The organism is Janthinobacterium sp. OK676, assembly GCF_900103595.1.
GTDB lineage: Bacteria > Pseudomonadota > Gammaproteobacteria > Burkholderiales > Burkholderiaceae_D > Janthinobacterium.
On sequence record NZ_FNHA01000008.1, the window covers coordinates 212,609 to 234,329 of the forward strand.

Sequence of the window (21,721 nt, forward strand, 5' to 3'; positions counted from 1 at the left end):
TGTTGTAATTAAGTTAGGATTACTTGCCACGGCAACGGTTCAGCTTGATATAATTATATAATTATATAATTATATTTATTACATCGGGGGATGCATGTTTGTCATGAACAACACGCGATCCGGACCACGGCGTCCGGCGCGTGGTTTTACCTCCGGTGCGCATCAGCATGTTTGACCGCGCCGCCTTGCCACGCGTAGCGCCATTCCTGGCCTACCTCTCCTTCATCTTCATCGCCGACATGCTGGGCCGGGCGGGCTATGCCGCGCAAGACTTGCGCTGGCTGTACGCCGTCAAGATCGGCGTCGTGCTGGGCATGTTGTTGTACTGGCGCCGCAGTTATGCGGAACTGGCCTGGACGAGACTCGGTGCGCGCGCCACTGCCGTGGCCATCGCCGCCGGGTTTGTTGTTTTTCTGCTGTGGATTAATTTGAATGCAGGCTGGATGATGATCGGCAGTGCCGACGGCTTCGATCCGCGCAATGATGGCCAGATCGAGTGGAGCCTGGTGGTCTTGCGCATCGCCGGCGCCGCTCTCGTGGTGCCCGTGATGGAAGAGCTGTTCTGGCGCTCGTTCCTGCTGCGCTGGATCGACGCCCCTGATTTCCTGAAATATCAGCCACGCCTGGCCAGCGCCAAGGCGTTTGTTGTCAGCGTGGTACTGTTTGGCTTCGAACATAATTTGTGGCTGGCCGGCATCGTTGCCGGCGCCGTGTATAGCTTGCTGTACATGCGCAGCCAGTCGCTGTGGTCGCCCATCCTCGCCCATGGCGTGACGAATGGCGTGCTGGGTCTCTGGATTGTTTCCGGTGGACACTGGACTTACTGGTAATATTGCCAACCAACTGTTTGCTCTTTCAAAGACAATACCCATGTTGAATTCCTTGCCTCATAGCCCAGCCTCTGCCGGGCAACCCAGAATGCAACGCAAGCGATTGGCCTTGGCCATGGCGCGCATCTTGCCTGCCTCGTTGCTGTTGCTCGGCGGCGTGGCCTGCAGCGTACCGGCCTGGGCGGCGATCAGTGACACGATTTCCCCGTTCATCGCGACAACTTATTCATATGATAATAATTTGTTCCGGCTAGACGACAGTGCTCCCGATTTCGACGGCGCGCGCTCCGATACGTCGCGCCAGGTGCAAGCGGGTTTCCTGATTAATCGCCCGATCGGGCGGCAACGCCTGACGGGCCAGGTAAAGTGGTCGCGCGTGTATTTCGATCACTTCGACCAGCTCGACTATACGGGCAAAGACTACCTGGCCGACCTGGAATGGCATATTGCCAATCATCTCGAAGGCCATGTGGGCGCCAGTTATTCGCAGACCTTGACGCCGTTCAGCGACTTGCAAAGTACGGGACGTAACTTGCGCACGATACGCCGTGAATATGTCAATGGTGGCTGGCGCTTCCATCCCAGCTGGCGCGTGCGCGGCGGTTTTGCGCGCGACAAATATACCTATGATGCCATCGCGCAGAAATTTTCGGAGCGCCAGGAAGATGCGTACGAGCTCGGCCTTGATTACCTGCCGGCCAGCGAGAGCCGCATCGGGATCCAGTTGCGCCATCTGAAAGGCACGTATCCGAACCGGGCCAGCCTGGCCGCCTTTGGTGTGGAACAAGGGTATGAGCAGGATGAGGTCAAGGCCAATATCTATTGGCGCTTTAGCGGCATCACGCAAGTGCAGTTGCTCGGCGGCTGGGTGAAGCGCAAGAACCAGCTGTTCAGCGGACGCGATTCCAGTGGCGCCAATGGACGCGTGATCGTGTATTGGGCGCCGCTTGGAAAAGTGCGGTTTACTGGCAGCTTGTGGCATGAGTTTGCCGCTGTGGAAAATTCATTGATTACCAGCAGCTTGAATAATGGCGCCAGCCTGGCAGCGGCCTGGGATATTTCCGCCAAGGTCAGGATGGATGCGCAGGTGCGGCGCGAGAAGCGCGATTTTTCCGCCGCAAGTGGCTTGTCCTTGCCCGTCGATGTCAGCGACACGACCCGCACCGCGACCGTGGGCCTGACGTATGCGCCACGGCCGAATATCCAGTTAGGCGTGAATGCCTTCCGCGATGCACGCCGAGGCGCTCCGTTCATTAATACCAGCAGTTATCACGCCAACGGCATTTCCTTCAATGCCAGTGCCCAGTTTTGAAGAGCATCATGACGGTTAATGATATACCCCTGATTTCGTTTTTCCAGCGCATACTCGACCCATTGATCATCATGGGTACGCTGTATCTGCTGTCCGCCTTGTCAGGTTCGCCATTTACCGGTTACTCGCTGGTATTGATGATCCTTGCGTTCTTTATTTCATCATCCGTATTCCAGTATGTCGATCCGTATCGCACCTGGCGCAGCGGTCGCATGCTGGCCTATGCCCGCGATGTTTTTGTCAGCTGGGGCATCACGGCCCTGATCCTGGTATTTCTGGGCTCGGCGACAGGACTGGCGTTTCATTATGACCGAGAGCTGGTGCTGGCCTGGTTCATGCTGACGCCATTCATCTTGCTGCTCAGTCATCTGGCAGCGCGGCGCATGGTGGCCGATCCCGGGCGCGACAGTGAAGTGCGCTCCGTCGTCATCATCGGCGCCAATGACGCCAGCCTGAAGTTCGCCGCCACCGTCGAGCGTAATCCGAACCTGTTCATGAGCGTGCGCGGTTTTTTTGACGACCGCACCGATGACCGCTGGCCGGAGAAGATGCGTGAACCCATGCTGGGCAAGATGGCCGATATTGCCGCCTATGTGCGCGAACACAATATCAAGATGATATTCATCAGCCAGCCTATTTCGGCCCAGCCGCGCATCCGCAAGATGCTCGATGAATTGCAGGATACGACAGCATCCGTGTATTTCTTGCCGGATATTTATATCTTCGATTTGATGCAGGCGCGCTTCGACAATGTGGGCGGCATGCCGGTGATCGCCATTCGCGAGTCGCCGTTCACCGGTTTTAACAGCATGGTCAAGCGTGGGAGCGACATCGTACTGGGCTTGCTGATCCAGATCATGCTGTTGCCGGTGATGCTGGTCATCGCCATCGCCGTCAAGATGACATCGAAGGGGCCCGTGATTTTTCGTCAGCGCCGCTACGGCCTGTATGGCGAGGAAATCATCGTGTATAAATTCCGCTCGATGACGGTCAGCGAGGATGGTGACAAGGTCGTGCAAGCCACCAAGGACGACCAGCGCGTCACGCCCATCGGTGGTTTTTTACGCCGCAGTTCGCTTGACGAATTGCCGCAATTTATTAATGTATTGCAAGGACGCATGAGTATTGTCGGTCCCCGTCCCCATGCGGTGGCGCATAACGAGCAGTACCGTAAACTGATCAAGGGCTACATGTTGCGCCACAAGGTCAAGCCCGGCATCACGGGGTGGGCCCAGGTCAACGGTTTACGTGGCGAAACGGAGACGTTGGACAAGATGGAAGCGCGCATCCATTTTGACCTCGATTATCTGCGTAACTGGTCACTGTGGCTCGATATCTGGATCATCTTGCGGACAGTGAAAGTCGTGCTGAAGCGTGACAATGCGCATTGATTGCAGGTGCCTGGAAAATGATGTGCAATTTAGTTTGCGCTCAGTCAATACGCGATAAAATATGTCCAGTCAGGTAGCGTTGGGTGCAGTCAGGTATAACCCAGGTGGAGGGTGGCTCGGTGATATGTTCAAACGTCAACGACAGAGTGCACTGGCAATGCATGCTCCCAGTGTCACGGCCGCCCATATGGGCGGCAGCCTATATCATCACTGTCGCTCAGCGGACGTCGCTTGCGACCTGCATGACTCTTGAATCGGCCTCATCCTCGCCGTCATCCGCTGTTAGCGGCCCCCAAGTTCAGCCGCTTGTGATCTAGATGCATTACGAGCCAAGGCGCTATCGCTCTGAACCGATCCACAATGAAGAATATTTCTTTTGTGTAACTATTTTTTTGGGGCTCGACTATGGAAATAGTTGTATTAAAAGCTTCTTAATAGATTTTTAAGCAAAAATGTTTCCATATTGGCTTGCATCTTGTGTATCATATTTACAATATTAATAATTGTTTGCATAGCTTGCTAGTCGCTGGTGACTTGTGTCATTTTGGTAAAGTCCTATGTCTATGCTATCGCGCTGCGTTGCAGTAAATTGTGTTTTTAATAATGAATCCGAAGGAGTAATCTTGAATCATTTCCACAACTCTCGTTTGACTATGCCCAAACCAGCCGGCAACACCCGATTGTTGTGCGCTGTGCTGGTGCTTTTTGCTGCTGCCGGATTGTCCGCTTGCGGAGGTAAGGAAAAAAAGGCCGGTCAGGCGTTGGCGAGCGTCAACGGCGAGGAAATCACAGTACTGCAGCTGAATGAGGAGTTGCAGCGTGCCAATGTTCCCGCAGTACAACAGGAAGCGGCCAGCAAACAATTGCTGGAGTCGTTGATCGACCGCCAGTTATTGCAGAACGAGGCGATCAAGGACAAGGTCGACCGTGATCCGAAGGTCGTGCAAGCCGTTGAGCGGGCCAAGGCGCTGATCGTTGCCCAAGCCTATATGCAAAAACGCATAGGCACCATCAACAAGCCCTCACCGGCGGAAGTGGAAGATTACTTCAACAAGAATCCTCAGTACTTTACCCAGCGCAAGCAGTTCGACATGCGTGAACTGATCATCGCTTCGTCCGACATGAATGATGGCTTGAAGAAGGCGATGGATGACGCGAAAACGCTGGACGAGGTTGCGGCATGGCTGGATGCCAACAAGGTCAAATATGGGCGTACGCAATTGTCGCGCACCAGCGCTGACCTCGCGCCTGAATTGAGCGGCAAACTGGCCGGGATGCCAAAAGGCCAGTTGTTCATCATTCGCGAAGGTGATCGTACTCTGCTGATTTCCCTGGCCGACATCAAGGACACCCCGGTGACGCTGGCGCAGGCGGCGCCGCAGATCGAACAGTTCCTTTTCAATAAAAAGAACAAGGAGGCCGCGGACGCCGAGTTGAAGCGTTTGCGTGCCAGCGCCAAGATCGAGTATCTGAACAAGACGGACAAGCCGGCATCGGCATCGGCGTCCGCTTCAGCCGCTGTTGCCGCTTCAGTGCCAGTGGTGGCGCCAGTGGTGGCGCCAGTGGTGGCGCCAGCTGCACCGGCGGCCGACAGTGGCGACGTGAATGCGCGCGGTGTGGCAGGCATGAAGTAAGAGTGTGCAGGGATCTTTCGGATTTAACAGAAGTTTTTAAAGGGATAGAGCAAATCATGAAACGACTTGCGATGTGGGCAGCCGCCGTACTGATGGCTTGCAGTGTTGGTGTGGCCGGGGCCGCCGAGGTGTTGCTCGGCGCTGGCGATGTATTGAAAATTTCCGTGTATGGCAGTCCTGACCTGGGTTTGGAGACACGTGTCAGCGAGGCCGGCAGCATTACCTTTCCGCTGGTTGGCAGTGTTGCCATAGGGGGCTTGTCCGTTGCTGCTGCAGAAAAGAAACTGGGACAGGCGCTGGAGAGCGGTGGCTTCCTGCGCAAGGCACAGGTCAATATCATTGTCACTGCCCTGCAAAGTCAGCAAGTGTCCGTGCTGGGGCAAGTCAATCGCCCGGGCCGGTATCCGATTGAAGGCAAGCGCAGCTTGCTCGACATCCTGGCTATGGCAGGCGGCCAGAATACCGATGGAGGTGACGTCGTTAGCCTGATCCGCAAGCGCGGCGGCACCACCACCAAGGAAACCATCGATATCGTCGACATGATGCGCAGCGCCGACCTGGCCCGCGATTTCGACCTGACCGGCAACGATGTGCTGTACGTCGAACGGGCGCCACGGTTTTACATTTATGGCGAAGTGCAGCGTCCCGGGGCGTTCCGCCTGGAACGCTCGATGACGGTGCTGCAGGCCTTGTCCGTTGGGGGTGGTTTGACGCAGCGCGGCACCGAGCGTGGCGTGCGCATCAAGCGCCGCGATGCGGCAGGTGTAATGCAAATAATCGACGCCAAGCATGACGACATCATCCAAATCGATGACGTGGTGTATGTCAAAGAAAGCTTGTTCTAAGCTGCGTAGTTCCGGCGCTATGGCCAGGCTGGCTTTGTTTATCAATATGAGAGTTGACCATGAATTTCCACCAGTTTCTGCTCGTCTTGCTTGCCCGCAAACGGATTTTACTATTCACTTTGCTTATCACAGTCGGGGCGACGATGGTGGTGAGCCTGCTGTTGCCCAAGACGTATAAAGGCACGGCATCCCTCCTGATCAACTACAAGGGCGTCGATCCCGTTACGGGTCTGGCATTGCCGATGCAGTTGTTGCCAGGTTATATGGCGACGCAAATTGACATTATCAGCAGCAAGAATGTGGCGCTGAAGGTCGTGGATAATTTGCATCTGGCGGATAATCCTGCCGTCGTCGCCCAGTTTAATGAAGCCACGGAAGGCAAGGGCACCGTGCGCGATTGGCTGGCGGATCTGCTGCTGGCGAAGCTCGAGATCGTACCGTCGCGCGAAAGCAGCGTGGTCGATATCAGTTTCAAGGGTAACGATCCGCAGTTTGTCGCCGTTATTGCGAATGCCTTTGCCGAGGAATACCAGAAAACCAGCATCCAGCTGAAAGTCGACCCCTTGAAAAAGGTGGCCGTGTATTTCAATGAGCAAACGAAGCTGCTGCGCGACAATCTCGAAGTGGCGCAAAGCCGCCTGTCGAAGTACCAGCAGGAACACGGCATCGTCAGCGTCGATAACCGTCTTGACGTCGAATCGAATCGCTTGAATGACCTGTCGGCACAGCTCGTGGCCGCACAAGGACAGGCGATGGAAGCCTCCTCGCGTCAGCGTATGGCCGAAGGCAATGCCGGTTTCGAGTCGCCGGATGTGGCGTCGAATCCGTTGGTGCAGAATCTGAAGCTGAGTTTGGCAACGGCCGAATCGAAGCTGGCCGAGATGGCGCAGCGCCTGGGACGCAATCATCCGCAATATGAAAGCCTGAACGCCGAAGTCGAGCGCATGCGCCGGGAATTGGCGGACGGCACGCGCGTGACGTCGAGCTCGGTGAGCAAGAATGCCGGTATCCTGCAGCAGCGCGAAGGCGCCGTGCGTGCGGCACTGGCGGCGCAAAAGGACAAGGTTCTGGAATTGAACCGTACCCGCGACGAAATGGGCGTCTTGCAAAAAGATGTGGAAAGTGCCCAGCGCGCCTTCGATATCGCCTCGCAACGCTTCTCGCAAACCCGCATCGAGGGGCAATCGGAGCAGTCGGATATCTCCCTGCTCAACCCTGCCGTGGCACCGATCAAGCCGGCCGGTCCGAAAGTGATGTTGAACACGCTGTTGGCCCTGTTTCTGGGTGGCTTGCTGGGCGTGGGTTTTTCCTTGCTGGCCGAGATGCTGGACCGTCGCGTACGTTCCGAAGCCGATTTGAGCGATTTGTTGCAGTTGCCCGTGCTTGGCTCGATCGACTGGAGCGCGCCGACGCGTCCGCGCTTGAATCGCTTCAAATCGTTGTTGCCCCGCAGCTTGCGTCTTAATTAAGTATTGGAAATAATATGAATCCAGCATTGCAACCGCTAGTATCCGCGGCGCCGCGGACGGCCGATTCCAGCATCGGTGGGCTGTTACTCGCATCAGGCAAGATTACGCCGGAAAGTGCCGAACGTGTCCTGCGCATGCAAAAGGAATTGGGCATCCGTTTCGGCGAAGCTGCCCAGCGACTGGGTCTGGTGACGGAGGCGGATATTCAGCAAGTCCTGGCGCGCCAGTTCGACTATCCGTATCTGCAACAGGGCGAGGGCAAGTATTCCGACAAGCTGATCGCCGCTTATCAGCCATTCAGCCCGCAAGTGGAAACGCTGCGCGCCATCCGCAGCCAGCTGATGCTGCGCTGGATGGCGTTGGGCCGCAAGTCGCTGGTGGTTGTGGGCGTCAACGATGGCGACGGCACCAGCCTGTTCGCGGCCAACCTGGCCGTGGTGTTTTCCCAGTTGGGCGAACAGACTTTGCTGGTCGACGCAAATCTGCGCAACCCCAGCCAGCACGAGATCTTTGGCCTTGCAGGGCGCCAGGGCTTGTCCGACATCCTGGCGGGACGTGCCGAGCGCGATGTCATCACGCGTATCGAATCGTTCGTCGATCTGTCCGTGCTGGGAGCCGGCACCTTGCCGCCGAATCCGCAGGAACTGTTGAGCCGCCCCGCGTTTTCTTCGCTGCGCACGGAACTTGAATCGTCTTACGATGTGGTGCTGTACGACTCGGCAGCGTTCTCACTGGGCTCCGATGCGCTGGCCCTGGCCGCCCGGACCGGCGGCGTCCTGCTGGTGGCGCGCAAGAACCACACGCCTGTCGGCGACATCAACGCCATGACCGAGCAGATGCTGCACAGCGGTGCGCAGGTGGTCGGCTCGGTACTGGTCGATTTCTGATGAATACGAGCAGCCGGATGAATCTGCCCCTAGCTTTGCCGCGTCGTGGCCAGTTGCTCGAATGGCTGCCGATCGCCATCGGCCTTGCTGTGCTGTATATTCCGTCGTTCTATACCTTGTTTACCGGTGTATGGGCGACGGAAGAGCAGGCGCATGGCCCCATTATCCTGGCGCTTTCACTCTGGCTCCTGTGGCGCCAGCGTGAACAGATTGTAGCCGTTGCGCAATATAACCGCGCACCGTTGTCCGGCTGGATATTATTGACAACAGGCCTGCTGTTATATATCGCCGGTCGTTCGCAGCAGATACTCGCTTTCGAGATTAGCTCGTTCATTGCCGTTATTGCGTCGGTCCTCGTGATCAAGTTGGGAACACGTGCGCTGGCAGTTGCTTGGTTCCCCTTCTTTTTCATGCTTTTCATGATACCGCTGCCTAGCGCGGTGGTCAGTGCGCTCACCTTGCCAATGAAAATGGCCGTATCGTATGTCTGTGAGCATATCCTGTTCTGGCTGAACTATCCGATTGCGCGCAGTGGCGTAATTTTACAAATAGGTCAATATCAGCTGCTGGTGGCGGATGCCTGTGCCGGCTTGCAAACCCTGCTGACGCTTGAGGCGCTAGGATTGTTCTACCTGAATCTGGTGCGCCATACTTCCGCCATCCGTAACATTGGCCTAGCCATCCTGATCATTCCCATCTCGTTTACTGCCAACGTGATGCGTGTGCTGACATTGACATTGATTACCTATTATTTCGGCGATGCGGCTGGACAGGGCTTCTTGCATGGCTTCGCGGGAATGGTGCTGTTCGTGAGCGCTCTGGTGCTGATTTTGAGTTTGGATTCTCTGCTGCAATGGTTCGCGCGTCGGTGGGAACGCAGAAAGGTGGCCATATGAATAAGAGTGCCGTGATTGGCCTAGTGATGGGGAGCATGATGCTGGCCGGTGCCTTGTGTACCAAGGCTGTCACGCCGACAATACGCCTGTCTGACACCCGCCCGCAAATTGTCCTCAGCGGTGCAATTCCCAGCAAGTTTGGCGACTGGCAGGAGGACGTCACCCAAGTGGCGGCTGTGGTCAATCCAACGACCGTGGCCGAATTGAACAAGATTTATGCAGAGACGCTGTCGCGTACCTACGTCAATAGCCAAGGCCAGCGAATCATGCTGTCGATTGCTTACGGCACGGACCAGCGCGATAACTTGTCTGTCCACTTTCCAGAAGGGTGTTATGGCGGGCAGGGCTTCGCTGTTGGACCCACGTCAACAATTTCTTTGCCCACGAAGGCCGGGAATATTTCCGCTTCGCGCATGGTGGCTACGTTGAATAACCGGATCGAACCGATTACCTATTGGGTAGTCGTGGGTGACAAAGCGGTCCCGAACTCATGGGAAGTCAAGAAGGTGAAGCTGGCCTATGCGGTCAGGGGAATGATTCCTGATGCAACGTTGATGCGTGTATCAAGCATAGGCGGAGATACGAGCGAAGGTTATCAACTGCAGCAGAATTTTGTAGATCAGATGCTGCAAGCCATGCCATCGAATTTACGTACGCATTTTGCAGGGCTTGCTCAGTAAAACTTACCGTTGCGTAAAAAAAGGGCAGGCATTCCCTTCCGAATGCCGCCTGTGTCCAGGTTCAGTGTCACCTGGTGATCGTCTATCAACAGCCTTAAATTAAATGAAGCGTGGTGCACCATGCTTCGCATGGAGCAGATATGAGTTTTTTTCCCCGAAGGCTGCGGATGAGTTCGTCTTCGATATCGGGTGCTGGCTCTCGTGACAAGTCAACAAGGGCCAAGAAGCGCGGCATGCCTGCCGCATCTTCCATACTGATGGTCTTTTGTGGCCTAATCACGGCTTTGTTGCTTGGTATGGTCATTGCTTTAGGTGCAATTCAGCTGACTATCTTGCTGACGGGCATACTGGTTTTTATTCCTATTTTATTCGTCGTCAGCACTAAAAGGCTGTTGCCGATCATGTTTGTCGCGATTTTTTTCGTTGCTGGCACGGCACAGTATTTCTTTAGCTTACGTTTAGCCACATGGCTTGCGAGTGGCTTGAGTGCCTTGTTCTTTGCGCGTGCGATTTTGGAATTGACATTATCGCAAGGGCGGAGCCATATGCCGCTGGGGGAGAATTCGGTGGGCGCCTCTCGCATTATTATTGCTGTATGGATTTATCTTCTGTTTTATGCCTTCAGTATCTTCCTGGGGCATGCATCGACCGTCCAGTTAATTTCGGTCTTGCGCTTTTGCATACCCATGTTTGGCCTTCTATTTGCGATGTACTGGTTTCACTGGTCATGCCGGCGCCTGTTAGTGTTGTGGACCTTAATCGTGCTGATCGCCCTGGCACAATTACCATTGGTTGTTTATCAACATTTCTTCAAAATATCCACTTTGGGATGGGATGGCGTGGTGGGGTCGTTCGGCGGAAACATGAGTCCGGTTCTGGTGCTATTCGTCGTGTCTGCCATGTTGTATATGTTGGCACGCTGGATACGTGGAATCACCCCGTTGTGGCAACTGATTATGGTCTTTATTATAGGCCTCGCCGTTATTTTGCTCGGTGAAGTCAAGGCGGTATTCCTTTGGCTGCCCATAGGCGTGTTCTGGGTTGCACGTAATAAGGTGATGAAAAACTTAGCCTCTTTCATCATATTCGCAGCAATGATGACGGCAATCAGTTCTGGTATTTTCATGGCATATCATGCGATGTATTGGGGGGGCCATACCAAAACCGACACCATGGAGGAGAAAGTGACCAGCGTAGGCGGCTACGTGGTCGATCCGAACGGGATCAACTATGTTACAGGCGAGATGAGCCGTGCCGCTACATTGGTGCTATGGTACAACGACCCAATGCCCACAATTCAGGAACGATTGATAGGTTATGGGCCTGGAGCAAGTTTGACCAGTCAGTCCACGGGACGTGGAGTGGTCGCTGCCCGCTATCGCAATCTTCAAATTGGCTCCACAGGACTGGCGGTATTGCTATGGGATGTCGGCATACTGGGTACCATGGCTTTCCTGTCGATCTTTGTTGGCGGCATCATTCTAGGAATACGCTATGTCTCCCGCAGTAAGGCTGGCCCTGAACAGATGGCCATGGCCGATACCAGCGTGATCGTACTCGCGCTGTATTTGTCCACGCTGGTCTATAACAAAACCATGATCGACGAACCCAGTGCGCAATTGCTGTGTTATTTCTGCCTGGGTTGCATCATTCAGTTTGCACGGTATGCGCCAGCAGCTCCAGTCACTATTTCCACGGGAGATGCGCAGCAAGAAACCATGATTTTGCAGCGTGGGATATCGGCGCAACGATGACTGCTTCAAACAAGGCATTTAGTAACTTAGTCAAAAACAGTTCCATGATGTTCCTATTGAATGTCGCAGGGGCTGGCGTCAGTGTGATCACCATACCGGTGATGCTGGCCATTGCTGGCGTCGAGGCATATGGCCATCTGGTACTTGTACAGTCGATTGCATTAGCGGTGTTTACCGTATGTGGATTTCAGTACTGGCAAGGCATGCTGGTCACTATGCCTGGGCATCAAATTGATGCACGCAGCCTGCGGATGGCGGTTGTTAAAAGTGTGCGCTACGAATTATTGGCCTTGAGCATGGTGTTGTTGGTCGCTTGCGGGCTTGCCGTATCGTCGCTGCCTCAGGTGAAGGAATTTTCCACCTTGAATTTGTTGCTGCTTTCGTTGGCGGCGGTATTTCCGGTCATTGGTACTCAAAGTGCCTATTTCAGGCTGGTAAATCAATACCATGTCTTGATGTTTGCCGGCTTTTTTGCCAATCTGCTCAAGCTGTTCGTGCTGTTTCTAGTCGCGCGATACCAACCTACCCTGTCCGGTATGGTACTGGCTTATACCTTGCCTGAAGTCCTACGTTGCACCTTGTTGTTTACTTTGATAGCCCGACGTAAAACTGGGCTTGATGGCAGCTTGCTGAAAAGCGAGATGAGTCATCGTCGGATAATGGAAGTGGGGAAATGGGGAACCTTGCAGGCTATTTGTGACCTGCCGGTAGTTCAGCTGGACCGTATCATTATTGGTTTTGCTTTGCCGGGTAGTAGTTTAGGTGTGTTTAGCATCCTCAAGCGTATTTATTCACTGATTAATTTGGCCACGGCACCGTTTTACTCCACATCGATTCCGGAATTTGCCGCACGAATCAATTCAGGAGACTTGGGGGAGGCGTTCAAGCTGTGGATCAAGACCATGAAAATGCTTTTTGCCGTGACAGGATTGGCCGCCATTATTTGCTATGCCAGCAAGTTTTTCTGGATGCCGCTGCTGCTGCCTGTCTTACAGGACTATTTATCAGAGTTTTCTGTGGTGTTGCTGAGTGCCGTGTTTGCAGGCACCTTTGTCACGACTCATTCCTTTTATTGGGCAATGGGAAAGTTACGCCAGTCTACGATCATTGCAGTCGCCTCAAATCTGTTGTATTTGCTGGAGCTGTGGCTGTTGACGGTTTATTTCGGTTTGTTTGGTGCGGTGCTGGCTTTCCTTGTCCATGTTCTGTTCGTTGCCACAGTGAAAATTATCCTTTTGCGTAAAGTTGCATTGAAAAATATATGATTCCGAGAGTTATTCATTATTGTTGGTTTGGTGAAGGCGAAATGAGCGTACTCCATCGTCGTTGTATCGAGTCATGGCAAAAATATTGTCCTGAGTACGAGCTAATGTTATGGAATGAAAAAAACTCCGATATTCATAATGAGTATTGCAAAGAGGCCATTATTCAAAAAAAGTGGGCATTTGTTTCGGATTGGGTCCGTTTCGATGTCCTGGCCAAGTATGGCGGTATATACCTTGATACCGATTTGGAGCTGATTCGTTCATTGGATTCGTTGCTCGAACTGAAGGGCTGCCTCATGGCACGCGAGACCAGTTTGGATCTCGGGGGAGGTTATGGTACTGGCTTCCTTGCCTGTGAGGCGGAGAATCCCGTGATCTTGTTGGCGCGCCAACTGATGTCGCAGGAATTGATACCGAAAAAGGTGTTTGCCACCTCGCCGGTGGTACTGAAAAGGGCTGTCGAGATGGATGAGCAACGGCATAGCCTGCAACTCGATCCGGTATCGTTCTATCCATTCAACCCCCACGATCGCAGTAATCCACGCAATGCCATGCAATTGATGTACAGCGATATCACGCAGCAGACATTGGGTATCCATCATTATGGCTTGAAAGCCTCATGGGTTGACCGCCGAATGGCGCGCGCCATATTCAAGGCGCTCAAGTTGCTTGGTTTGCAGCGCCGCTGGGATATTTCCTTTACGCCATTTCAGCGTAGTGTCCGTGCAATTGACGCCTCTTGATGGTCGCCGGTCGCAGATATTGTCTTTGTCTTTAAGGTCATGATGGACGTACTGAGTTTTTTACCTGCCGCCGCCAGTTTGGCGTTGGCACTTCTGTGTTGCCTGTTCATCGTCAAACGGTGGGGGGCACCACCGCTTGCCGGCCGCTTTGCCACCATTGATGGCTTGCGCGGCTATCTGGCTTTCTTTGTATTCTTGCATCACTCCTGTATCTGGTATTTTTATGCACGCTATGGTTCCTGGTCGGTGCCACCGTCGAACATGTATACCAATTTTGGACAAGGCAGTGTTGCCATGTTTTTCATGATTACCAGTTTTCTATTCTTTACGAAATTGTTGCATTCTCGTCAGCACAGTTTTGACTGGGGTAAATTGTACACATCGCGAATCATGCGACTGACCCCCTTGTACATGTTTGCCATGCTGCTACTTTTCAGCATTGTATTTTATATATCTGGCGCCAGGCTTAATGTTGATATTTCGCAATTGTTACTGCAAATAGGGCAGTGGCTCATGTTCACGCCCCTCGGAGCGCCAGACTTGAATGGTGTTGCGCAAACGTCAGTCATTGTTGCCGGCGTCACATGGTCGCTGCCCTATGAGTGGTTGTTTTACCTGCTGCTTCCGCTGCTGGCTTTGCCATTAAGGATCATGCCGCCCTGGCCTTATCTTCTGCTCAGTATGCTGGTACTGGCTGTCACGCTGGTGCTTGTCTGGTACATGCAAGCGCCCGTCCACCATTTTCTTGCCTTTCTGTCTGGGATATGCGCGGCGTTGCTTGTGCAGCGTGAGGCATTTCGACGGTTTTGCGCGGGACGCTGGGCCAGTATCCTGGCAGTTACCTGTCTCGTTGTTGCCTGTCTTGCCTTTCCCACGGCTCACGAAGGCTTTTCTCTCCTATTACTATCCGTCGGCTTCGCCCTGATTGCCGGGGGCAGCAGTCTGTTTGGTGTGCTGAACCTATCCGTTTCGCGTACTTTGGGGGAGTTTGCCTACAGCATATATTTGTTGCATGGCCTGCTTCTGTTTGTCACGTTTCATTTTCTCCTGGGAAGTGAGCGGGCGCGAGAGTTATCGCCAGCCATGCACTGGTCCGTAATCATGTTGCTCACTCCTGTGCTCGTCTTTGGTTGTTTAATGACATTTCGATGTATTGAACGGCCTGGCATGCATTACCGAGGAACTCCCATCAGGTACTTAAGTATGTTTTTGGGAAGCAAGCCTAGTAAGGATGTCCCCGCCCCCTGAGCTGAGTATCGCGGCAGAGGGATAACGTTGTGGCGATGACCAGGCACTGCCGTGAATACTGGCGCCGCGAAACTTGTATAAGTAAAATGACTATGCAAAAAATTCCTCCCAATACATCGATTTGGCTCAATGTCATGCGCGCGTTGGCCGCTCAGGCCGTTGTAATCGGCCATGCGAATTACCTCTTTTTTAGCTATGACAATGCAAGTGGGAATAAGTTGGCTTGGTTGATGAGTTTTTTCGGATCTGGTGCGCACAAAGCTGTGGTCATGTTTTTTGTCATGAGTGGTTTTCTAATCGGCGGCCCGGTCATTCTTGCCTGGCGTTCCAATACTTTTGATGCCACCAAATACTTCGTCGGCCGCCTTACGCGCTTATGGATTGTGATACTTCCAGCTTTGCTGCTGACAGCATTGCTAGATGGCGTGGCCTTTCAGTATGGCAATGGCGCGCACCTGCTGTCGTCGCGTGTGCCGTTCTTTCCAGAATGGTGGGCGTCCATCGAACCAAATTCTCTGCGCACGTTTTTGTTCAATGTTTTCTTTCTGCAAATGATAATCGGTTTTCAATACGGAACCAATCTTTCACTGTGGAGTATTTCAAATGAATTTTGGTATTACATTCTATTGCCTGCAGCCTTGGGTATATATTCGATTGAAAGAAGAACGCGGCTCGTTTTTTTTGCGGTTACTGTGGGGGTGATCTTGCTTTTCATGAGTTCTGCCAAGCCGAATGATCTTGGTCGGCCTGCCGCTTATTTTTTCATGTTTATTTTGTGGATAATGGGTGCGATTCTTTATGTTTATTATGAGTCCAAAGCAAGGAGGATGATATCTCTGACGCTTTTCCTGCTTGGTATGGCTGCATTTGTATTATTCAAGATTATTTACCCTGATGCATTTGGATATGATCTGGCAATGGCTTTTTTTGCCTTGTCATTGATTGCAATTGCCAAGGATGTTCCAGCTGCCAGGCTAAAGAAATTTGCGGATTTTTTTTCCAGTTACAGCTTTTCCTTGTATGCGTTACATTTGCCATTGACCTTTTTTTTGCTTAGCTTCGATCCCGAACTAAGCGAGATGCAGGCATTGCGCGGTGATACCTTGCTGCGTTTTTTCGCCTATCTGCTGGTGATAAATATAGCTGCCATTGCCATGTGGGCGTTGACAGAACGGCATACAGACAAGCTGCGACGCTTCACTATGATCCGACTGGCTGCGTTCAGACCGGCACGGTAAACGAGATGGTAGGCCGCTTGGGCCGTTCCTGTTCGATGCAGAGTCGACGGCGAACATGGCTGTTGCTTGTTCGTATGGATAGTTTGTCTTTATAGAATGTATTTTGTTGCTGCATAAGTGAAATGCGGAAATGGTTAAATTTACAAGGATGGTATTTTATATTTTCATAGCTTGAAGAATGAACGGCTGGAATAAGTTGTGTCAATATTATTTATTTCGTCTGTCGCTAGATTTTTTCTTGTTGTATTGGATGGTTATTTGATTACATTTATGATTTGCAATTAATTTGGTTGGAAAGTAATGCTGATGGTGTTTTATTTTTAATGGATTTGTCGTTGTTGATTTATCACAACGTATGTAGTAAGTTTGAAATGTATGGTTTTTAGTGTTGAATAATGTCGAGTGGGTTTATAATTGCGCTGCTCGCAGTATGTTTTTATCACGGGGTCCGGTGCGCTTTGCTTCATGTAAGGCAGGTCATCCCGTATCGCGGGGTATTACCTGTAGCTTATGATCGTTGTTTTGAGGGAGCCAAGAATGAATATGAAGACGTCTCTTTTTGCAGGCAGTCTTGCACTTGCAATGAGTTTGACCACCGGATCATGTTGGGCGGATTGGGCCGAAGTTGCCGATCTCTACGTCGTGCGCCCTGCGCCGCTTGATCGCCAGATTCAGCCCCAAAACCCGCCTGCTTTTGCGTGGGCGCGTTATCCATCGGCGACCAAGCCGACGTCGTACACGCTGGAAGTGAGCAAAGATGGTCTGGTGGTGGCGACCTATACCTCGACGCGTAACTTCTATCTGCCATCGAAAGCTTTCGAATCCGGGCAATATACTTGGCGGGTACGGCCAAATGTGAAGGAAGATTGGTCGACACCACGCAGCTTTACGATCAATGCGACCTCCAAGGTGTTTGAAGTTCCGGAAACGACGGCGGTTCGCAGTGCCATTCTGGCCCATCCGCGGCCGCGTCAGCAACGGCGTGATTTCTTGCCGCTCAGTGCCTGGACACCCGCGATGCGTACTGCCCGTGGCGCGGCCGTCACGCGTATGGCGACTCTGGTGAGCAGCCAGATGGCAGGGCAGCCAGCGGCCTTGGCCGCGCCGACCAACGACCAATGGCCGTTGACCTCCACGTTGTCGACTGCGGCGCGTGCGCTTTACATTACGCAAATCACGCGTTCGATAGGCAATGTTACCAACCAATTGCTGGGGGCTGCCTTACTGTATCGGCTGACTGGAGAAGCCAAATACTTGCAGGAGGCTTTTGCACGTGGAGACCAGTTGGCCGCACTCGACCCGAATGGCATGACGAGCTATGTGAATCACGATGTGGCGACGCGCAGTATCATGTTGGCGCTCGCCAAGGCGGCCGACTTCCTTTATCCTGAACTGGCGAGTAACGTAACCCGCAAGGCGGCCTGGATGGGAGCCATCCGTGCGAGGGTGGCTCCCATGTACGTGGACCTGGCTGGCGCGAACAGTCGTTTGGACGAACAGCCCTATGATTCGCATGGCACGGTGGCACTTGGATACCTGGCGGTCATCGCCACCCTGACTTTGGGGGATTTGCCTGAAGCGACGGAATGGTTTGACTTTTCTTTCCGCGCCTATGTGAACGCCGTCTATGTCTGGAGCGGGCCGGAAGGGGGCTATGGCAACGGCACGGGCTACGCCATGTTCAGCACCGAGTATGCGATGCAGCTTTGGCAGCCTCTCATCGAAGCGACAGGCGTCAATATTTTCACCAAGCCGTGGGCGGAAGGTTTCTCTCGCTTCCTCATGCATTTCATTCCACCAGGTGCGCCAGGGTTGGTATTTGGTGACCAGCATGAGTTGTATATCTATAATTTTGCTCTGAAAGGGTTTGCTTCCCGTATCAAATCTGCGAACGCGGCATGGTATGTGAAGAACATTGTAGGGGAGGAGGCAGATCTGACTCTGCTGCAGGCACCGTATCCCTTGCCCGTCGATACGGTAACGGAGACGCCTGTGCCACCACCCAATGCTGCCTTATATCCGAGTATCGGCTGGGTTGCAATGCATAGCAGTATGGCCGACCGTGCGCGGACATCCGTGTACTTCAAGTCAAGTCCGTATGGTTCATACAACCATAGCCATGGTGATCAGAACTCCATCGTGATCGATAGCGGTGGCCGTCGACTTCTGATTGAATCCGGTTATGAGGATTACTATTACTCCCCATTGGTTCTGTCCTGGTATCGGCAAACCAAGGCGCATAACGCGATTACCTATAATAGCGGCGTAGGCCAGGTGATTGATGAAAATGTCAATAACATCGCGCGTAATGGAAAAATAACGGCTTTTTCGACGACACCGACTCTTGATTATGCCGCTGGGGATGCGACACCCGCATATGGTGCCGCGTTGACGTCTGCCGTCCGCAAGGTATGGTACCTGCGTGGGCAGGATGCGGTCGTGGTGGTCGATAAACTGGCGGCGCCGACTGGCCTGACGTTTGAGTGGAATCTGCATACGGTGGCACCCATTGTCGTCGAAGCGAGCGATAGAGTGAAGACTACCAATGTCGATCGTACGTTGTGTGTGCGTTACCTCGGCGCGGACAAGACCGCTTATCAGCCACGCTCTGGACCGCCTCCTGCACCCGGCAAGACGGAGAGTCACGGAGCGTTTGTGAAGCCGGCTGCAGCCAATAGCGCTGAATTCATCGTCTTGCTGGATGTCGGCTGCAAACGGCCGAACGTGACTCTGACGCCGACGGCTGTGGGCAAGACTCTGGTGGTTGGTACGCAGTCGATCGTCATTCCAAACTAAGCTATCTTGACATGCACAGAGCATCGGCAATTTGCCGATGCTCTTTTTTACGGCCTATCATTCTGAAATAGCTGGTCACTAACACGCCCGCTGGCGGTGATAGCGAGATGCCTTCGGGGGCATGGTTTACGCAGGCGCCTGATCTTCAGGCATGTCGCTGGAGGTCATGCTAATGTATGGGCAGGCCATGCAAGCATATCAGCTCAGCTCAGCAGGAATTGTTCGATTTCCTCTCCTGGGCTGTTGCGCTTTTCTAGGCGTTGCCATGCCTTCACGATGTCGGAGGAAAGGCTGGCGCGAAAAGCCGGTTCCCGCAGGGCGCGAATCAATGCCGAGCGCATGGCATCGACATCGCCATGTGGAACGAAACCTGGATACGCCAGCCCCAGGTAGGCTTCGATGGCTTCGTGGCGAGTGGCAATCAGTGGTTTGCCATTGCGTAGCACGCGCAGCAGGACACTTTGGCCACACGCTTCTCCTTGACTCAGCAGTGGCATGGCGACCACGCGGCTTTTGGCCAAAAGAACTTCGAATGCGGCCTCCGGTAAGTCACGATGGACTGTCGTGCCGATGCTTGCACTGGCATCGATCTGATTTTGTTCCGACGCCACGATCATCAGGGGCGTATCGATGTCCTGCTTGGCGGCGAGTAGTAAGTCATAGTCGCGGTTGGAGAACCCTCCGCTGAAAATGTATCCTTCGTCAGTGATGGCTGATGCATCGGTTTGACCATCGAGCTCCTGGCGCCACAAATGAAAATGTACCGAAGAGGCGGGCATCTCCACCTCCTCGATCAGATTGCGCACCTCTCCCTGCGAGAAGGCTATGAAGCCAAGTCCAGGAAAACGCAAGTAGCGCCATAGGCGATTGACCACCCGGCGGGCGCGCTGACCGTGGATAAAACATGCCATGAGCAATAATTTCTTTGGCCGTGGCAATAGGCCTATTTTGATCATGGCCAGTACAGGTAATGCCTGCCAACCGACCACGAGTACGCGATCTTCGCGTTTCCATGCTCCGCGTGCGCGCAGCAAGGCCGGCGACAGCATCGATGTGAGAATATCTTTTTTTTTGCGGATGTTCGCTGTTTTCTTTTCCGGACCGATCAGGGTTACATGAGCCCCGTTTGACTGTAAGTGCTCGATGACGTCGCGATAGCTGTCTGGCTGTGACAAAAGAATTTGGATCATCTGCGGCCCCGTAAAAGACTGCAATTATCGCACTATCGGTGTCTATTTTTATGCTTTTTCGATAAAAGTAATGTCTTCAAGTTAAGTTTTTATGGTGTGTGGTATATTCTTATAACTTTGTTATTGTTTCGCCGGCGTGTGCCGCGATAACGTTTCCACCTGATCGCTTATGTCCCTTAAAATCTTGCAGTTCGTGCCTGAAGCCTTGCCAACCTTCCGCGCTGACGTCAGCGTATTATTTGGGAAATACTTGCCTCGCCACCAGATCCGCTGCGAAGTCGTGGGCATGGCATCGGCAGAAGCGGCCGCCGGGCAAGGTTTTGATGCGGCGCATCGCCCCCGGTATCACCGGAGTCGTATCCGCCGCGAATGGTCCTATTTTTGGCTGAGTCTGAGAACTTTGCTGGCCGCGAAGCGCGTTGACTATGCCGCCATCCAGGTGCGCGACATGGTGCCGATAGGCTTGTTGGCCATGCTCGTTTGCAGGTGGAAGAGAATTCCCTTTTACTATTGGGTGTCGTATCTGATGAGCGAAGGCCGCATTGAGCGGGCACAGGAGCAGTTGCGTGCAGGCGCTGGCTTGCGCAGCCGCTTGGTGTTGTGGAAAGGCCAGTTGGAACAGGCTCTGCTTTACAAGGTGTTGTTGCCGCGGGTCGATCATGTTTTTGTGCAAAGCGAGGCCATGCTGACCGTGTTCCAGGAAAAGGGCATACCCGCGCAGAGGATGATGGCGGTGCCGATGGGCGTCGATATGGAATTGCTCGGCAAGTCGCAACTTCCGCGGCGCCGACCGGAGGGCTGGGATGACCTGCCGCTGATCGCGTATCTGGGCACGCTGGACAAGGCGCGTCAGCTGGAGCGTGTAGTCGACGCCTTGGCACTCGTGCGGGCAACTTCCCCAACAGCTTGCTTGTTGTTGATCGGCAATTCACCGACGCCGCGCGATGAAGTTGAGTTGCTTGAGTATGTGCGCAACGCTGGCCTGGCGGATGCGGTGCACATCACGGGATGGTTGCCGTCGGCGCAGGCATGGCAACTGCTGGCGGGAGCCGATGCTGCCGTGTCCTACATTCCCCGCGGCCCATTGTATGACGTCAGTTCACCCACCAAGCTGCTCGAATATTTGGCGCTGGGCATGCCGGCTGTTGGCAATGATAGCCCGGACCAGGCGCATGTACTGCAAGCAAGTGGTGCTGGCTGGCTGACAGGCAGCGACCCTGGCGCACTGGCGCAGGCGTTGAACGAAGTCCTGGCTGATCCGGCCGCCGCGCGCCGCCGCGCCGCCGCCGGCCCGGCCTACATTGACGCGCAGCGCAGCTATCGTGAGCTGGCCGCCATGCTGGCCAGGCGCTATCACGCCCTGCTGCTCAAGTCCCCCCAGGTGCCTTAGCGCTTCTTCCCGCAGCGCAGTACATCCGCTGCTGGCATCGCACTGCAGCGAGAGGGCGTTGGCCGTTGTCGCATGGTTCGCCAGGCTTCCTTGCGCCTGGTCGGTGATTACGATGCGTTGACGGCGGAAAGCGCTCATCCAGGGATCGTGCTT

At 53.7% G+C, this 21,721-nt stretch carries 17 protein-coding genes; 16 read left to right on the forward strand and 1 reads right to left on the reverse strand.

Annotated features, from left to right (window positions below; translation table 11 throughout):
* Window positions 1-140 precede the first annotated feature (140 nt).
* The 15 genes from BLU39_RS17340 (at window position 141) to BLU39_RS17410 (ending at window position 18,988) form a co-directional block, all read left to right on the forward strand.
* Entirely contained in the window at window positions 141-830 is a 690-nt protein-coding gene (locus BLU39_RS17340) for a CAAX prenyl protease-related protein (RefSeq protein WP_254788998.1), read from the forward strand.
* Window positions 808-2,142, forward strand: coding sequence for an XrtB/PEP-CTERM-associated polysaccharide biosynthesis outer membrane protein EpsL (gene epsL / locus BLU39_RS17345; RefSeq protein ID WP_254788999.1), 1,335 nt, complete (start codon window positions 808-810; stop codon window positions 2,140-2,142). The genes BLU39_RS17340 and epsL overlap by 23 nt, the downstream gene beginning before the upstream one ends.
* 8 nt (window positions 2,143-2,150) lie before the next feature.
* Complete coding sequence (locus BLU39_RS17350) at window positions 2,151-3,533, forward strand: undecaprenyl-phosphate glucose phosphotransferase (RefSeq protein WP_092715124.1); 1,383 nt, start codon at window positions 2,151-2,153, stop codon at window positions 3,531-3,533.
* A 653-nt stretch (window positions 3,534-4,186) separates the two neighbouring features.
* On the forward strand, window positions 4,187-5,167 hold the full coding sequence (locus tag BLU39_RS17355) for an EpsD family peptidyl-prolyl cis-trans isomerase (RefSeq protein ID WP_092715126.1): 981 nt from the start codon (window positions 4,187-4,189) through the stop codon (window positions 5,165-5,167).
* A 56-nt stretch (window positions 5,168-5,223) separates the two neighbouring features.
* Window positions 5,224-6,012 carry a polysaccharide export protein EpsE gene (epsE, locus tag BLU39_RS17360; RefSeq protein WP_092715128.1) on the forward strand — a complete coding sequence of 263 codons (789 nt, stop codon included), beginning with the start codon at window positions 5,224-5,226 and terminating at the stop codon, window positions 6,010-6,012.
* Between the two features lie 59 nt (window positions 6,013-6,071).
* Window positions 6,072-7,481, forward strand: coding sequence for a chain length determinant protein EpsF (gene epsF / locus BLU39_RS17365; protein ID WP_092715130.1), 1,410 nt, complete (start codon window positions 6,072-6,074; stop codon window positions 7,479-7,481).
* Window positions 7,482-7,495: 14 nt separating this feature from the next.
* Entirely contained in the window at window positions 7,496-8,368 is an 873-nt protein-coding gene (epsG, locus tag BLU39_RS17370; protein ID WP_092715132.1) for a chain length determinant protein tyrosine kinase EpsG, read from the forward strand.
* A complete protein-coding gene (xrtB, locus tag BLU39_RS17375; RefSeq protein ID WP_092715134.1) occupies window positions 8,368-9,264 on the forward strand; it encodes an exosortase B in 897 nt (298 codons plus the stop codon). The genes epsG and xrtB overlap by 1 nt, the downstream gene beginning before the upstream one ends.
* Entirely contained in the window at window positions 9,261-9,944 is a 684-nt protein-coding gene (epsI, locus tag BLU39_RS17380; protein ID WP_175539345.1) for an exosortase-associated protein EpsI, B-type, read from the forward strand. The genes xrtB and epsI overlap by 4 nt, the downstream gene beginning before the upstream one ends.
* 140 nt (window positions 9,945-10,084) lie before the next feature.
* A complete protein-coding gene (locus tag BLU39_RS17385; protein WP_139178321.1) occupies window positions 10,085-11,698 on the forward strand; it encodes a hypothetical protein in 1,614 nt (537 codons plus the stop codon).
* On the forward strand, window positions 11,695-12,963 hold the full coding sequence (locus BLU39_RS17390) for a lipopolysaccharide biosynthesis protein (RefSeq protein ID WP_139178322.1): 1,269 nt from the start codon (window positions 11,695-11,697) through the stop codon (window positions 12,961-12,963). Before BLU39_RS17385 ends, BLU39_RS17390 begins: the two co-directional genes overlap by 4 nt.
* A complete protein-coding gene (locus BLU39_RS17395) occupies window positions 12,960-13,706 on the forward strand; it encodes a glycosyltransferase family 32 protein (RefSeq protein WP_092715145.1) in 747 nt (248 codons plus the stop codon). Before BLU39_RS17390 ends, BLU39_RS17395 begins: the two co-directional genes overlap by 4 nt.
* A 39-nt stretch (window positions 13,707-13,745) precedes the next feature.
* Window positions 13,746-14,954, forward strand: coding sequence for an acyltransferase family protein (locus BLU39_RS17400; RefSeq protein ID WP_092715147.1), 1,209 nt, complete (start codon window positions 13,746-13,748; stop codon window positions 14,952-14,954).
* 92 nt (window positions 14,955-15,046) lie between these two features.
* Window positions 15,047-16,192: an acyltransferase family protein gene (locus BLU39_RS17405; RefSeq protein ID WP_175539346.1), complete on the forward strand. Its 1,146-nt coding sequence runs from the start codon at window positions 15,047-15,049 to the stop codon at window positions 16,190-16,192.
* A 537-nt stretch (window positions 16,193-16,729) separates the two neighbouring features.
* Entirely contained in the window at window positions 16,730-18,988 is a 2,259-nt protein-coding gene (locus BLU39_RS17410) for a DUF4962 domain-containing protein (protein ID WP_254789000.1), read from the forward strand.
* Window positions 18,989-19,191: 203 nt separating this feature from the next.
* On the opposite strand, the gene BLU39_RS17415 is transcribed toward BLU39_RS17410, so the two are convergent.
* Complete coding sequence (locus BLU39_RS17415; protein WP_092715153.1) at window positions 19,192-20,178, reverse strand: glycosyltransferase family protein; 987 nt, start codon at window positions 20,176-20,178, stop codon at window positions 19,192-19,194.
* 169 nt (window positions 20,179-20,347) lie between these two features.
* Here BLU39_RS17415 and BLU39_RS17420 point away from each other — a divergent pair, with 169 nt between their 5' ends.
* Window positions 20,348-21,568 carry a glycosyltransferase gene (locus tag BLU39_RS17420; protein ID WP_092715155.1) on the forward strand — a complete coding sequence of 407 codons (1,221 nt, stop codon included), beginning with the start codon at window positions 20,348-20,350 and terminating at the stop codon, window positions 21,566-21,568.
* Window positions 21,569-21,721: the final 153 nt, after the last annotated feature.